Consider the following 13,771-nt stretch of genomic DNA (forward strand, 5'->3'; position numbering starts at 1 on the left):
TGACCGAGGGAGACCTCAGCGCAATGGAACGACGCGCCGCCGCGGCGGCGCCGGGCCCGTGGACCGCCTGGCTGGAGGGTCGCCACGGCGTCGGCGGCGACAGCTTCATCCAGGTCCGCCCCGAGGCGGAGCCGGACGACGAGATCCACGTCAGCCGCTTCGTCGAGGGCGCCCGACTGCCCGGACAGGACCCGAGGCTCGACGCGGACATCGACTTCATCGCGGCCGCCCGCCAGGACGTCCCCCGCCTGATCGCCGAGGTGAGGCGGCTGCGGGCGGCAGCGGCGGACCGGTCCCGCGGCTGGTGACTTCCGGGAGGTAGGGCCCCGGAGGCCCCGGCCCCCTCCGCCCGGCACCTCCGCACAGGAAGTCGGCCGGTCCGACATCCTGCGCGGGGGCCGGGGACGCTCGGCTCGTCGCCCCGGACGTCGCGGCGAGTCCCGCCGAAGCAGGGGCGTTCGTTGCCCGGAAGAGGGGTGGGACAGCCCGGGCCGGACCTCAGGCCGGTTTCAGGGCGGTCTCAGGCCGGATTTCAGGCCGGATTTCAGGCCGGGGTGAGCAGGTGCAGGGCGCCGGGGACGGCCTCGACGTCGACCGGCAGGGCGGCCATGAACTCGCCGTCGGCGTAGGCGGTGATGCCGGGGGAGTCGATCCGCAGCGAGGGCGTGCGGTGGGTGGTGACCTCCGGGTGATCGACGTGGGTGCCCTTGAAGAGGGTGGGGAAGAAGCGGGCGATGCGGTGGCGGGGCATGGCGTCGACGAGGGTGATGTCGAGCAGGCCGTCGGTGGGGTCGGCGGTGGGGCAGATGAGCATGCCGCCGCCGTAGCTGCTGGTGTTGCCGACGGCCGCGAGGGTGAGGTCGCGCGCGATGACGGTGCCGTCGGCGAGGGTGAGGCGGAAGGGGAGCGGGCGGAGGTTGGCGAACTCGACCAGGATGGCGAGGTTGTAGCGCATCCTGCCGTGCGGCCAGCGCAGCCGGTTGGTGCGGTCGCTGACCAGCGAGTCGAAGCCGCTGGCGAGGACGGAGCCGAACCAGCGCCGCGTGCCGTCCGCCGAGGTGATCCGGCCGAGGTCCACCGTGCGGGTGCGGCCGGCGGCGATGACGTCGGCCGCCGCCTCCGGCTCGCCGCGCGGCAGCCCGTACGCGCGGGCGTGGTCGTTGCCGGTGCCCGCCGGGACGACGCCCAGGGGGACGTCCGTCCCCGCGGCGGCCTGGAGGCCGAGGTTGATCATGCCGTCGCCGCCGACGACCACCAGGGCGTCGCAGGAGCCGGCGGAGACGGCCGCGCGGGCCAGGTCGAGCGACTCCTGGGCCGACGAGCCCGCCCGGGCGTCGACCTCGACGCCCAGGGCGCGCAGCCGGTCGGTGGCGCGGCGGGCCGCCGGCTCGGCGTGGCCGGCGGCCGCGGCCGGATTGGTGAGGAGAACGACCCGCGTGATGGTTCTCCGGTCGGTCATGGGATCAGCTTGCCGGGGTTGAGGATGCCCGCCGGGTCCAGCTCGGCCTTGACCGCGCGCAGGATGCGGACGCCCAGCTCGCCGATCTCCTCGGCCATCCAGGGCCGGTGGTCGGCGCCGACGGCGTGGTGGTGGGTGATGGTGCCGCCGTTGGCGAGGATGGCGTCCCCGGCGGCGCGCTTGGCGACGGCCCAGCGGGCGAGCGGCTCCTCGCCGAGCGCGGCGACGACGGTGAAGTAGAGCGAGGCGCCGGTCGGGTAGACGTGCGAGATGTGGCAGAGCACGAGGGCGCCGGGCAGGGCGCCGGTCAGCGCGGTGGTGACCGCCAGGCGGAGGTCGGCGAGCCGTCGCCAGTCGGTCGCGGTCTCCAGGGTCTCGCAGAGCGCCCCCGCGCTCAGCAGCGAGTCCCGCAGGTACGGCGCGTTGAACCGGCCGTGCTCCCAGGCCCGGGCCGGTGCCTCGCCGAGCGAGGTGGCGCCGGCGGCGAGCAGGACGTCCCGGGTGAGCCGGTGACGGGTCGCGACCTGGTCGGCGGAGCCCTCGAAGACGGTGACCGCAAGGCAGCCGGTGACGGCGGGCTCGCCGCCGATCTTCTCCGTCATCGCGAGGTTGACCATGGTTTCGGCCTCGTCGGAGAGCCGGATCACCGTCGGACCGGTGTCCTGCTGCTCGACCGCGCGCAGTGCGGCCGCGCCGGTGGCGAAGTCCGGGAAGGACCACGCCTCGTAGGCCTTCACGGCGGGCACCGGGTGGATCCGGACGCGGACGGCGGTGATCACGCCCAGCGTGCCCTCCGAGCCGAGGAAGAGCTCACGCAGGTCGGGGCCGGCGGCGGAGGCGGGGGCGCGGCCGAGGTCCAGCACACCCGCCGGGGTGACGACCCGCAGGCCGCGCACCATCTCGTCGAAGCGCCCGTACCCGGCGGAGTCCTGGCCGGAGGAGCGGGTGGCCGCGAAGCCGCCGATGGTGGCGAAGCGGAAGCTCTGCGGGTAGTGGCCGAGTTCGAAGCCGTGCTCGGCGAGCAGCGCCTCGGCCGCCGGGCCGGTCAGGCCCGCGCCCAGGACGGCCTCGCCGGAGGTGGCGTCCAGGTCGAGCAGCCCGTCGAGGCGGCGCAGGTCGAGCGAGACGACGGCGGTGAGGCCGCCGCGCTCCGGGTCGAGCCCGCCGACCACGCTGGTGCCGCCGCCGAACGGGACCACGGCGATCCGGCGCTCGGCGCAGAGCGCGAGCAGGGCGGCGATCTCGTCCTCGCCGCCCGGCAGTACGACGGCGTCCGGCGCGTCCTGCGGCTCGCGGCTGCGGCGGCGCAGCAGGTCGGGGGTGGACTTGCCGCCCGCGCGGGGGAGGCGGTCCGCGGGGGCCGCGCTGACGTGGGTCTCGCCGACCACGGCGGCCAGCGCCTTCAGGTCCGCCTCGGTCAGCCGCGAGGGCTGCAGGGTGACCTCCTCGGCGGCTGGCCCGGGGGCTGCGTCGCCGGTGACGCCGAGGGCGGCGGCCAGCAGGGCTTTGATGTCGGCCGACAGCTCCTTGGCGAGGGCCGGGTCGCCCCAGGCGTCCCACTTCATCGGGGGGAGCGGCAGCGCGGCGTGGGCCGGTCCCGCTTGCGTCTCAGGTGCCATGCGTTACAGTTTCACACATCATGTCAAGTAGTAACGATGATCACGACGGCCGCCCGGTCGGCCCCCGGGTGGGCACCGAGTCCCATGGCGCGGAGGCCTGCGGCGCGGAGGCCCGCGGCGCGGAGTCCCACGGCGCGGAGTCGCGCGGCCCTGCGCAGCGTGGAGCCGAGCCGCGTGCGGCCGAGCCGCGCAGTACCGATGACGCCATTCTCGACGCCGCCGCCGAGCTGATCGTCCACCTCGGCGTGCGCCGGACGCAGTTGGCCGAGATCGCCCGGCGCGCCGGGGTCAGCCGGCCGACCGTCTACCGGCGCTGGCCGGACGTCCGGGCGGTGATCGGGGCCCTGCTCACCCGGGAGATCCTGGCGACCCAGGCCACCGTCCCGCTGGTGGGCGAGGACCGCGCCGCCTTCGTCGAGGGCGTCGTCGAGGTCGCCGTCCGGCTGCGCGACCACCCGGTGCTCGCCGCCCTGCTGCGCTCGGCCGACTCCGACGCGCTCTTCGAGTACGTCGTCGAGCGGCTCGGCACCAGCCAGCTCGGGCTGCTGGAGGCGTTGCGCAGGGGCATCGAGCAAGGCCAGGCGCACGGCTCGGTCCGCGCCGGCGAGCCCGTCGAGCTGGCCGCGATGGTGCTGCTGATCGCCCAGTCCACCGTCCAGTCGCACCGCATGGTGGCGCAGCTGCTGCCGGAGGCGGCCTGGCGGCGCGAGCTGGCCCGGGCGCTGAACGGATACCTCGCGCCGTGACCGCTCGCGGGGTTCGGGCCTGGGCGGTGGCCCGTCGCGCGGCCGCCTGCCTCGCGGCTGCCCGCCCCGCAGTCGAACGCCCCCTGACCGCTCGCGACATACCCTGCACGCCGTGACGAACGGATACCTCGCGCCATGACGATCAACGCCGGGCCTTTCGCCGGAACCACCCGACTCAGCTCCCGCCGGCGGGAGGTGGAGCTGGACGCACTCGCCGCCACCCCGGCCGTCGACCTGCTGGTCGTCGGCGGCGGGGTGACCGGCGTCGGGGTCGCGCTGGACGCGGCCGCGCGCGGGCTCCGCGTCGTCCTCGTCGAGGCCCGCGACCTGGCCTTCGGCACCAGCCGGTGGAGTTCCAAGCTGGTCCACGGCGGTCTGCGCTACCTCGCCTCCGGGCGGATCGGCGTGGCCCGGGAGAGCGCCGTCGAGCGCGGCGTGCTGATGACCCGCACCGCCCCGCACCTGGTCCGCCCGCTGCCGCAACTCGTCCCGCTGCTCCCGGGGTTGCTGCGCCCCGGGCAGGCGTCGCTGGTCCGGGCCGGTTTCCTCGCGGGCGACGCGCTGCGGGTGAGCGCGCGCACGCCCGGGGCGGTGCTGCCCCGGATGCGCCGGGTGGACGCCGCCCGGGCCCGCCAACTGGTTCCCGGCGTACGGTCGGTGGGCCTGGCGGGTGCGCTGGTCGCGCACGACGGTCAACTGGTCGACGACGCAAGGCTGGTGGTGGCACTGGCCCGGACGGCCGCGCAGTACGGCGCCACCGTGCTGACCCGGGTCCGGGCGGAGGAGGTCACCGGCAGCTCGGTCCGGCTGGTCGACAGCCTGACCGGGCAGTCCCTGGTCGTCACCGCCGGCGCGGTCGTCAACGCCACCGGCGTCTGGGCGGGCGAGGTCGACCCGTCGATCCGGCTGCGGCCCAGCCGGGGCACCCATCTGCTGGTCGACGCGGCCGCGCTCGGCCACCCCGTCGCCGCGCTCACCGTGCCGGTGCCGGGCTCGACCAGCCGGTTCGTCTTCGCGCTGCCGCAGCAGCTCGGCCGGGTGGCGATCGGGCTGACCGACGAGGACGCGCCGGGACCGGTCCCGGACGAGCCGCAGCCGACCGAGGCCGAGCTCGACTTCCTCCTCGACACCGTCAACGCGGCCCTGGCCACCGAGTTGACCAGGGCGGACGTGCGCGGCGCCTACGCCGGGCTGCGGCCGCTGATCGACACCGGCGGCGGCAGCACGGCGGACATCTCCCGCCGGCACGCGGTGCTGGAGTCCCCGTCCGGGGTGATCACGGTGGTCGGCGGCAAGCTCACCACCTACCGGCGGATGGCCGAGGACGCGGTGGACACCGCCGTCCGCCTGCGCGGCCTGCCGGCCCGCGACTGCTGGACGGCCCGGCTGCCCCTGGTCGGCGCGCCCGGGCACCGGGACAGCCGGCCGGTGCCGGAGGGCGGCGTGCCCGCATCGCTGCTCGCCCGGCACGGCGGCGCGGCCCGTGAGGTCCTGGCGGCGGGCGGCGCCGAGCCGATCGCCGAGGGCATCGACGTGACCCGTGCCGAGATCGCCTACGCGGTGACGCACGAGGGCGCCCTGGACGCCGGGGACGTGCTCGACCGGCGGACCCGGATCGGCCTGGTCGCGGCGGACGCCGCCCGGGCCCGCGCGGCGGTGGAGGAGATCGTGGAGCGGTCCCTCGCGGGGTAGCGGCCGGCCACGGGCCCCCATCGCCGGGCCCCCGCGGCCGGGCGCCGGAACGCCCGCCCTCACACCCCGGCCCTCGCCGCCGGGCGCCGGAACGCCCGACCCTCACCGCCGGGCTCTCGCCGCCCGGCCTTCAACGCCCGGTGCCGGAACGCCTCACTGCTCGACGCGTTCCGGCACCGGGTGGACGGTGCCGTCCAGGTCGACCGTGCAGGTGAGCGGGTGCTCCGCCGAGCCGGTCCGTTCCAGCCGGACCGAGACCGGCAGCGGGGGATCTTCGGGCAGCCGGACGGCCAGGGTGAGCGGGTAGAGGCCGTGGCCGTGGACGCGGTGGAAGGCACACTCCCGGCCGTCCACCAGCAGTTCGGTCTCGGTGATCCAGCCCGAGCGGACGTTCACGGTGACGGACCGGCCCGCCCGGTCGAGGTGGAAGCTGTACCGGCGGCGCATGGCACCTCCCGCGCGGGGGTCCTGGCCCGCACGGCCAGTCTAGGCCGGACCTCGCGGCGTGGCCGGAGCGCGTGCTCCGCCACCTGGGCGGGGCACCGGGCCCCGCCCACGGCCGTCGCGGTCAGACCAGGCGGCCGCCGCCGTCGACGTGCAGGACCGTTCCGGTGACGAACGGGCTGGCCATCGAGAAGAGGACGGCGCGGACCAGGTCGTCCGGGCTGCCGACCCGGCGGGCGGGGTTGCGCTCGGCGACCGCGCGCAGGAACGGCTCCTTGTCGGTGCCCATCCGGTCCCAGGCGCCGCTGTCCACGATGCCGGGGGAGACGGCGTTGACCCGGACCGGGGCGATCTCGACCGCGAGGGCCTGCACCAGGAAGGCCAGCGCGCCGTTGGTGGCGGCCATCACCGTGCGGGCGGGCGCCGGGCGCCAGGCGGCGACGCCGGAGAAGAAGGTGAACGAGGCGCCGTCCGGCCCGTCGGTCGCGGCCTGGCCGGCCAGGTGCTTCGCGAGCAGCAGCGGGCCGACCACCTTGGCCGCGAACGCGCGCTGGACGTCGGCGAGTTCGAGTGCGGCGAGCGGGCCGTTGGCGGGCATCGCGGCGGTCGAGACCAGGTGGTCGAACCGGCCGGTCGCGGCGGCGAGGGCGGCGATCGACGCCTCGTCGGTGAGGTCCACGGGGACGACCCGGGACGGGCCGGACAGCTCGCCGGCGGTCCACTCCAGCTTGCGCGGGTCGGGGCCGGCCAGGACCAGTTCGGCGCCGGCCGCGGAGGCGGTGCGGGCGAGCGCGCGACCGGTGTTCGAGCCGGCGCCGACGACCACGACGCGGCGCCCTTCGAGGGCGGCGGGGGCGAGGGCGGGCGCGGTGGCAGGGGAGGTGGCGGTCATGATCGATACTCCGGGAGAAGGGGGCGGTTTCGTGTTCCACCCTGCGCCGAGCTGCACCGATGCGTCCAAGGCTTGTCTTTTCGCCGAGCCATAAACTCTGTGCATGGCCACTCTCCGACAGCTCGAATACCTGGTGACCGTCGTCGACACCGGTTCGTTCACCCGGGCCGCCGAGCTGCTGCACGTCACCCAGCCCGCGCTCTCGCACCAGGTACGGGCACTGGAGCGGGCCGTCGGCGGGACGCTGCTGGAGCGCCTGCCGCGTGCCGTCCGGTTGACGCCGATGGGCCGGGCGGTGCTCCCGCACGCCCGCGCCGCGCTCGCCGACGCCGAGCGCCTGCGCACCGCGGCCCGTCTCGCGGCCGGTCTGGACGGTGGCGAGCTCGAACTCGCCACCGTCTACTCGATCAGCCTCGGCATCCTGCCGCCGGTGCTGCGGGCCTGGCACCGGCTCCACCCGAAGGCGCGGATCCGGCTGCGCGAGTACGCCCACAACGACGAGCTGCGCGCGGCGATGGCAGCCGGTCAGGCCGACGTCGCGGTCGGTACGCCGCCGCCGGACTGGGAGGGGCCGATCCGGGAGCTGGGCGTCGAGGAGTTCGTGCTGGCGCTGCCGGCCGAACCGGACGCGGTGCCGGCGGGCCGGGTGGTCCGGCTGGCGGACCTGTCCGGGCGCGACTGGGTGCACTACGCGCCGGGCAACGGCCTCGCCGACCTGCTCGACGGGGCGTGCGCGGAGGCCGGGTTCCGGCCGAGGGCCGCGGTGCGGACCGAGCAGACGGCCGCCGCGCCGCTGCTGGCCGCGGCCGGGCTGGGGCCGGCCCTGGTGCCCGCCAACCTCGTCCCGTCGGGCTTCGACGGCCTGGTCCGCCTGCCCGAGCCGCCCGTGCGGCGCCCGCTCGCGGCGTACACCCGGACCCGGCCGGATCCGCTGACGGCGGCCTTCGTCGATCTGCTGGCGCGGCAGGCCTGCCTGCTGCCGCCGCACGTCGCCGAGGTGCTCGCGGGGGCGGCGGCGGAGCCCGGTGAGTAGCGGTGGAGCGGGCTGGCGAAGGGTCGGAGCACGTCGGGCGGCCGGGGCGCGCGCGGGTGGGTGCCGCCGGGGGCGCACGATGGGGGCGCATCAGGTCGGATGGATTCTCGTGATCTCTACAGTGTTGTAGATTCTTTCGGAGGGAGAGCAATCGAGGAGGGCATCGTGGGAGTTTCGCTGGCCAAGGGTGGCAATGTCTCGCTGACCAAGGAGGCGCCGGGCCTGACCGCCGTCATCGTCGGTCTGGGCTGGGACGTGCGGACCACCACCGGGGCCGACTACGACCTGGACGCGAGCGCGCTGCTCTGCAACGCGCTCGGCAAGGTGGTCTCGGACCAGCACTTCGTCTTCTTCAACAACCTGCGCAGCCCCGAGGGTTCGGTCGAGCACAGCGGCGACAACCTGACCGGTGGCGGCGACGGCGACGACGAGCAGATCAGGGTCGACCTCGACGCGGTGCCGGCCGGGGTGGCCAAGGTGGTCTTCCCCGTGTCGATCTACGACGCCGACGCCCGCTTGCAGAGCTTCGGCCAGGTCCGCAACGCGTTCATCCGGATCGTCAACCAGGCCAACGGCCAGGAGATCGCCCGGTACGACCTCTCCGAGGACGCCTCGACCGAGACCGCGATGGTCTTCGGCGAGCTGTACCGCAACGGCGCCGAGTGGAAGTTCCGCGCCATCGGCCAGGGGTACGCCTCCGGCCTGCGCGGCATCGCCACCGACTACGGCGTCAACGTCTGAGACGCCAGCGCCACCCCCGGACCGTCGGCGCGCCGGTCCGGGGGTGAAACACGGTGACATTCAGGGGTTCTGACGCCCCGTCGGTGGACGACCGAGCGCGTGTCCGCCGAACCCGCCGGTACCGGCGACCTGTTGGCGCCACCACGCGGTCATCGCGTCCTCGTCCATGGCCGCCCAGTCGGGCGCCCCGGTCACCTGGGCCCGCCCGAGCCGCCGGCCGACCTCGACCATCTCCCGCCCCACCGTGCCGCGTTCGCGGTCGTACGCGGGCAGCAGCTCCGCCCAGGAGTCCGCCGCCCGCCAGGCGTCCTCGAAGGCGCAGGCGTCCTGCACGGCCTTGACCGCGCCGCTGGTGTTGTGCGGGCGGACGACGGTGGCCGCGTCCCCGGCCAGCAGTAGGCGCCCGGCGGTCCGGCGCGGCGCCGCGAGGTCGTAGATCGGCTGGATGAAGGTCCGCTCGCGGGGGGAGAGCGCGACGACCCCCGCCCAGTAGGACGGCAGGTGCCGCTCGGCCAGCTCGGCCAGTTCCTCGAACTGCCCGCCGGTGAGCGCGCCGGCCGGGACGCTGGTCGGGTCGCCCGGCCGCAGCCAGGCCGGGGTCGGCGCGTAGAAGACGAAGTTGACCTGGGTGGAGCCCGGGGTCAGGCCGGGTATGCGGTAGAGCATCACCTGGCCGCCGGGGTAGCAGACCGTGATCACCTCGTGCTCCGGCCAGAGTGCCGCGCCGCCGGGCAGCCCGTCCAGCAGCCGGGCGTCGAAGCTGCCGCGCCAGCAGACGTAGCCCGCGTACTCGGGCCGGGCCTCGGGGCAGACGGCCTCGCGGACCACGGAGCGGTACCCGTCGGCGCCGATCACCAGGTCGTACGGCTCGCGCCCGCCGGCCGCGCCGGTCACCCAGGCGTGGTCGGTGCCGGTGCCCGGGGCGCCGGCACCGGAGGTGCCGTTCCCGACGGCGGGGACGGCCTCGCCGAGCCGGAACTCCACACTGTCCGGGGTGCGTTCGCGCAGCGACTGCCAGAGCACGCCCCAGTGGTAGGAGCGGAACGGCATCTCCTGCGCCCAGAGCAGCCGCCCGCGCGGTCCGCCCCCGCCGTCGGGATCGCGCGCCAGCCAGTGCCGTTCGGTCAGCCGGTGCCACCGCATGCCGTCGTCGAGGTGGCCGGCGCTCGCCAGTTCGGCGAAGCGGTCCTCCAGCACGCAGAGGCCGACGCCGCGGTCCTCCAGCCGGCCGGGGCTGCGCTCCAGCACGACCACCCGCTCCGCCCCGCCCCGGGCGGCCGCCCGCGCGAACGCGCACCCCGCGATGCTGCCGCCGACCACGGCTATCGATCCGCCTCGCACAGTCGTCCCCTCCCCGGGGTTCTCCGAACCCCCACCGGTCCCGGGGTTCCTCCGAACCCCCGCCGAGGAGGAACCCTACGCACATCCGGCCCCGAGCTGACGAGTGGTCAGGCAATTTCGGACGCGGCCGGGCGGGGCCGGCCGTCGTCCCCCGGAGGGCGCGTTTATGCAACTAGTTGCATACTCGGCTCCACGTCCCCTACCGTGTGGTAACAACGAGCCGCCGCACGCCGCACAGGAGACGCCGATGAGCACCGACCCCCACCGGGCCCGGAAGCCGTACCCGCACCTGCTGAGCCCGCTCGACCTCGGCTTCACCACCCTCCCCAACCGCGTGATCATGGGATCGATGCACGTCGGCCTGGAAGAGGCGCCGAACGGCTTCGAGCGGATGGCCGCGTTCTACGCCGAGCGCGCCCGCGGCGGCGTCGGCCTGATCGTCACCGGCGGCATCGCCCCCAACGAGGCCGGCCGGCCCTGGGGCGGCGGCGCCATGCTCACCACCGAGGCGGAGGCCGACCGGCACCGCGTCGTCACCGACGCCGTGCACGCCGCCGGCGGCCTCATCGCGATGCAGATCCTGCACTTCGGCCGCTACGCCTACCACCCCGACCTGGTCGCGCCCAGCGCCCTCCAGGCCCCGATCAGCCCGTACGTGCCGAACGCCCTCACCGCCGAGCAGGTCGAGCAGACGATCGAGGACTTCGTCCGCTGCGCCGCCCTCGCGCAGCGGGCCGGCTACGACGGCGTCGAGATCATGGGCTCCGAGGGCTACCTGATCAACGAGTTCACCGCCGCCGCCACCAACCACCGCGAGGACGAGTGGGGCGGCGCCTACGAGAACCGGATGCGCTTCCCGGTCGAGATCGTCCGCCGGGTCCGCGAACGGGTCGGCCCCGACTTCATCCTGGTCTACCGCCTCTCCATGCTCGACCTCGTCCCCGGCGGCTCCACCCTCGCCGAGGTCGTCCGGCTCGCCCAGGCCGTCGAGGCGGCCGGCGCGACCATCATCAACTCCGGCATCGGCTGGCACGAGGCGCGGATCCCCACCATCGCCACCTCCGTCCCGCGCGGCGCCTACGCCTGGGTGACGAAGAAGGTGATGGGCTCGGTCGGCATCCCGCTCGTCACCAGCAACCGCATCAACACCCCCGAGATCGCCGAGCAGTTGCTCGCCGACGGCTGCGCCGACCTCGTCTCGCTGGCCCGCCCGCTGCTCGCCGACCCCGACTTCGTCGCCAAGGCGCGGGGCGACCGCTCCGCCGCCATCAACACCTGCATCGGCTGCAACCAGGCCTGCCTGGACCACACCTTCAGCGGGCAGATCACCTCCTGCCTGGTCAACCCGCGCGCCTGCCGCGAGACCGAACTCGTCCTCGCACCGACCAAGCGGCGCAAGCGGATCGGCGTCGTCGGCGCCGGCCCGGCCGGGCTCGCCTTCGCCGTCTCCGCCGCCGAACGCGGCCACGCCGTCATCCTGTTCGACGCCGCCGACACCGTCGGCGGGCAGCTGAACGTGGCCCGGCGGATCCCCGGCAAGGAGGAGTTCGACGAGACGCTGCGCTACTACCGCACCCGGCTGGCCGAGTTGGCGGTCGAGCTGCGTCTCGGCGCACTGGTCGACGCGGAGCAGCTCGCCGCCGAGGGCTTCGACGAGATCGTCCTCGCCACCGGCGTCACCCCGCGAACCCCGGCCGACCTCCCGGGCATCGACCACCCCAGCGTCGTCGGCTACCTGGACGTGCTGCGCGACGGCGCGCCCGTCGGCGAGCGGGTCGCCGTCCTCGGCGCGGGCGGCATCGGCTTCGACGTCGCCGAGTACCTCACCGACCAGGGCGACGCCGCCAGCCTCAACCCGCCGGTGTTCCACCGCAAGTGGGGCATCGACCCGGAGTACCGCGAGCGCGGCGGCCTCACCCGCCCCGAGCCGCCCCGCCCCCCGCGCAGCGTCCACCTGATGCAGCGCAAGGCCACCAAGGTCGGCGCCGGCCTCGGCAAGACCACCGGCTGGATCCACCGCACCGAGCTCAAGCACCGCGGCGTCACCATGGTCGCCGGCGCGAGCTACGAGCTGATCGACGACGCCGGCCTGCACTTCGTCGTGGACGGCGAACGGCAGCTCCTGCCCGTGGACACCGTCGTCCTCTGCACCGGCCAGGAACCCCGCCGCGACCTGGACGCCGCCCTGCGCGAGCTCGGCATCACCCCCCACCTGATCGGCGGCGCCGACGTGGCCGCCGAACTCGACGCCAAGCGCGCCGTGAAGCAGGGCACCGAACTGGCCGCCACGATCTGACGGGGGCGGGTGCTCCGGTGGGATCTAGGATCGGGGCATGTCCCTGCCGCACGCCATCCTGACCGCCCTGCTGGAGAAGCCGTCCTCGGGGCTGGAGCTGACCCGGCGGTTCGACAGGTCGATCGGGTTCTTCTGGTCCGCCACCCACCAGCAGATCTACCGGGAGCTCGGCCGGCTGGAGACGGCCGGGCTGATCCGGGCGCTCCCGCAGGACGGTCCGGCGCGGGGGCAGAAGAAGGAGTACGACGTCCTGCCCGCCGGCCGCGCCGAGCTCGAACGGTGGACGGCCGGCGGGGACGACCCGAAGGCCGTCCGCGAGCCGCTGTTGCTGCGGCTGCGCGCGGCGGCGGTGGTCGGCACGGCCGGGCTCGACGCCGAGCTGGCCCGCCACCTCGCGCTGCACCGTGCGCAGTTGGCCGACTACCGGGAGATCGAGCGGCGGGACTTCCCGTCGGGCCGGGCGGCGGAGGGTGGCCGGCCCGCCGAGGGCGACGAGCCAGCCGACGGGGACCGGCTGCGGCACGCCGTACTGCGGGCCGGAATCGGGCTGGAGTCCTTCTGGGTGGAGTGGCTCACCGAGACCCGGGCCGCCCTGCCCGCAGACCCGTCCCGTCCTGGCCTCCCTACGGCCTGACCTGCGACGATGCCGCGTGGGCGGGCGCGGCCGCAGGCCCGGTGGGACACTGAGTGCCTGTCCCTGCCCGACTCCCGATCGGGGGCCGTATGTCTCACCCGAGGCCTCTCCTCGCCCTCACCGCCGCAGCCGTGGTCACCGTGCTCACCTTCGGGGCGGCCGGTATCGCCACCGGCTCCGCGGCCCCGTCGGCCGTGACGATCCGGGCGGCCGCGCCGGCCGGCCAGCTCCCCACGGCCGACCAGCTGAAGGCGGCCCTGCTGAGCAACACCGAACTCGGCCCGAACTTCTCCGAAGTCCCGGTCGCCGACAGCCCGACGGCGGCGGGCGGCGCCTCCCCGGTCGCCGGCTGCGACGCGCTCCGGGCCCTGCTGAACGGGAACGAATCCGGGCCGTCCTCTCAACTGCCGCACCAGGAGATCGAGTTCGACGGCCCCGACGGCAACCCGATGCTGACCGAGTCGCTCACCGCCGAGGACGCCACCCAACTCACCAGCGACCTCACCGTGGTGTCCGACGCGTTCACCGAATGCCACAGCCTCACCTTCAACGACGGGACCGACGCCTCCGTGACCTTCACCGTCACCCCCGTCACCCTGGGCGACCGCAAGGACGCCCCCGCCGTCCGTCTCGACGGCACCCTCGCCGGCGTCCCGCTCAGCGGCTACCTCGCGGTCGAACGCTTCGGCACCGTCGCGCTCTCCTACGGCTTCTACCAGCGCGACGACCCCTCCTCCCAACTCGCCTCCCTCTACTACCGCGCCGCCGTCGCCAAGGCCGAACGCACCCTCGGCACCGCCGCCGGCACCGCCACCGCCCCACCCGCCTCCGTCTGACCCCCTCGACAACGCCGAACGGCCCCCTCCCGAGCACC

The 13,771-nt window shown here is 75.2% G+C and carries 13 protein-coding genes; 8 read left to right on the forward strand and 5 right to left on the reverse strand.

Annotated elements, in window-relative coordinates; all coding sequences use genetic code 11:
* Window positions 1-23: 23 nt before the first annotated feature.
* Entirely contained in the window at window positions 24-308 is a 285-nt protein-coding gene (locus tag OG618_RS28105) for a hypothetical protein (protein WP_329490332.1), read from the forward strand.
* A gap of 236 nt (window positions 309-544) precedes the next feature.
* Here the strand turns inward: OG618_RS28105 and OG618_RS28110 are convergent, their stop codons facing one another.
* Complete coding sequence (locus OG618_RS28110) at window positions 545-1,459, reverse strand: diacylglycerol kinase (protein WP_329490333.1); 915 nt, start codon at window positions 1,457-1,459, stop codon at window positions 545-547.
* A complete protein-coding gene (locus OG618_RS28115; protein ID WP_329490334.1) occupies window positions 1,456-3,078 on the reverse strand; it encodes an FAD-binding oxidoreductase in 1,623 nt (540 codons plus the stop codon). The genes OG618_RS28110 and OG618_RS28115 overlap by 4 nt, the downstream gene beginning before the upstream one ends.
* A gap of 20 nt (window positions 3,079-3,098) precedes the next feature.
* On the opposite strand from OG618_RS28115, the gene OG618_RS28120 reads away from it, so the two are divergent.
* Together OG618_RS28120 and OG618_RS28125 are read left to right on the forward strand one after the other, a co-directional pair.
* Entirely contained in the window at window positions 3,099-3,824 is a 726-nt protein-coding gene (locus OG618_RS28120) for a TetR/AcrR family transcriptional regulator (protein ID WP_329490335.1), read from the forward strand.
* Window positions 3,825-3,959: 135 nt separating this feature from the next.
* Window positions 3,960-5,516: a glycerol-3-phosphate dehydrogenase/oxidase gene (locus OG618_RS28125; protein ID WP_329490336.1), complete on the forward strand. Its 1,557-nt coding sequence runs from the start codon at window positions 3,960-3,962 to the stop codon at window positions 5,514-5,516.
* 153 nt (window positions 5,517-5,669) lie between these two features.
* Here the strand turns inward: OG618_RS28125 and OG618_RS28130 are convergent, their stop codons facing one another.
* Both OG618_RS28130 and OG618_RS28135 read right to left on the reverse strand, forming a co-directional pair.
* Entirely contained in the window at window positions 5,670-5,963 is a 294-nt protein-coding gene (locus OG618_RS28130; RefSeq protein ID WP_329490337.1) for a hypothetical protein, read from the reverse strand.
* A 121-nt stretch (window positions 5,964-6,084) separates the two neighbouring features.
* Window positions 6,085-6,852 carry an SDR family oxidoreductase gene (locus OG618_RS28135; protein ID WP_329490338.1) on the reverse strand — a complete coding sequence of 256 codons (768 nt, stop codon included), beginning with the start codon at window positions 6,850-6,852 and terminating at the stop codon, window positions 6,085-6,087.
* Window positions 6,853-6,955: 103 nt separating this feature from the next.
* On the opposite strand from OG618_RS28135, the gene OG618_RS28140 reads away from it, so the two are divergent.
* Entirely contained in the window at window positions 6,956-7,885 is a 930-nt protein-coding gene (locus OG618_RS28140) for a LysR family transcriptional regulator (protein ID WP_329490339.1), read from the forward strand.
* A 165-nt stretch (window positions 7,886-8,050) separates the two neighbouring features.
* Window positions 8,051-8,626, forward strand: a complete 576-nt coding sequence (locus tag OG618_RS28145; RefSeq protein ID WP_329490340.1) for a TerD family protein — start codon at window positions 8,051-8,053, stop codon at window positions 8,624-8,626.
* A gap of 60 nt (window positions 8,627-8,686) precedes the next feature.
* On the opposite strand, the gene OG618_RS28150 is transcribed toward OG618_RS28145, so the two are convergent.
* Window positions 8,687-9,967: an FAD-dependent monooxygenase gene (locus OG618_RS28150; protein WP_329490341.1), complete on the reverse strand. Its 1,281-nt coding sequence runs from the start codon at window positions 9,965-9,967 to the stop codon at window positions 8,687-8,689.
* Window positions 9,968-10,214: 247 nt separating this feature from the next.
* Here OG618_RS28150 and OG618_RS28155 point away from each other — a divergent pair, with 247 nt between their 5' ends.
* From OG618_RS28155 to OG618_RS28165, 3 genes are all read left to right on the forward strand, one after another.
* Window positions 10,215-12,263 (forward strand): NADPH-dependent 2,4-dienoyl-CoA reductase, encoded by a 2,049-nt coding sequence (locus OG618_RS28155; protein ID WP_329490342.1) that lies wholly within the window; start codon window positions 10,215-10,217, stop codon window positions 12,261-12,263.
* A gap of 37 nt (window positions 12,264-12,300) precedes the next feature.
* The gene (locus tag OG618_RS28160; RefSeq protein WP_329490343.1) at window positions 12,301-12,897 is read left to right on the forward strand and encodes a PadR family transcriptional regulator; all 597 of its coding nucleotides are present in this window, start codon (window positions 12,301-12,303) and stop codon (window positions 12,895-12,897) included.
* 89 nt (window positions 12,898-12,986) lie between these two features.
* Complete coding sequence (locus OG618_RS28165; protein WP_329490344.1) at window positions 12,987-13,733, forward strand: hypothetical protein; 747 nt, start codon at window positions 12,987-12,989, stop codon at window positions 13,731-13,733.
* Window positions 13,734-13,771 lie beyond the last annotated feature (38 nt).

The organism is Kitasatospora sp. NBC_01246 (genome assembly GCF_036226505.1).
In the GTDB taxonomy this organism is placed as follows: Bacteria; Actinomycetota; Actinomycetes; order Streptomycetales; family Streptomycetaceae; genus Kitasatospora.

Excerpts from the sequence above, each read along its gene's own strand:
- OG618_RS28135 (WP_329490338.1), bottom strand. The coding sequence starts at position 6,852 with ATGACCGCCACCTCCCCTGCCACCGCGCCCGCCCTCGCCCCCGCCGCC.
- OG618_RS28115 (WP_329490334.1), bottom strand. The coding sequence starts at position 3,078 with ATGGCACCTGAGACGCAAGCGGGACCGGCCCACGCCGCGCTGCCGCTC.
- OG618_RS28155 (WP_329490342.1), top strand. The coding sequence starts at position 10,215 with ATGAGCACCGACCCCCACCGGGCCCGGAAGCCGTACCCGCACCTGCTG.
- OG618_RS28105 (WP_329490332.1), top strand. The coding sequence starts at position 24 with ATGGAACGACGCGCCGCCGCGGCGGCGCCGGGCCCGTGGACCGCCTGG.
- OG618_RS28125 (WP_329490336.1), top strand. The coding sequence starts at position 3,960 with ATGACGATCAACGCCGGGCCTTTCGCCGGAACCACCCGACTCAGCTCC.
- OG618_RS28110 (WP_329490333.1), bottom strand. The coding sequence starts at position 1,459 with ATGACCGACCGGAGAACCATCACGCGGGTCGTTCTCCTCACCAATCCG.
- OG618_RS28165 (WP_329490344.1), top strand. The coding sequence starts at position 12,987 with ATGTCTCACCCGAGGCCTCTCCTCGCCCTCACCGCCGCAGCCGTGGTC.
- OG618_RS28140 (WP_329490339.1), top strand. The coding sequence starts at position 6,956 with ATGGCCACTCTCCGACAGCTCGAATACCTGGTGACCGTCGTCGACACC.
- OG618_RS28130 (WP_329490337.1), bottom strand. The coding sequence starts at position 5,963 with ATGCGCCGCCGGTACAGCTTCCACCTCGACCGGGCGGGCCGGTCCGTC.
- OG618_RS28120 (WP_329490335.1), top strand. The coding sequence starts at position 3,099 with ATGTCAAGTAGTAACGATGATCACGACGGCCGCCCGGTCGGCCCCCGG.
- OG618_RS28160 (WP_329490343.1), top strand. The coding sequence starts at position 12,301 with ATGTCCCTGCCGCACGCCATCCTGACCGCCCTGCTGGAGAAGCCGTCC.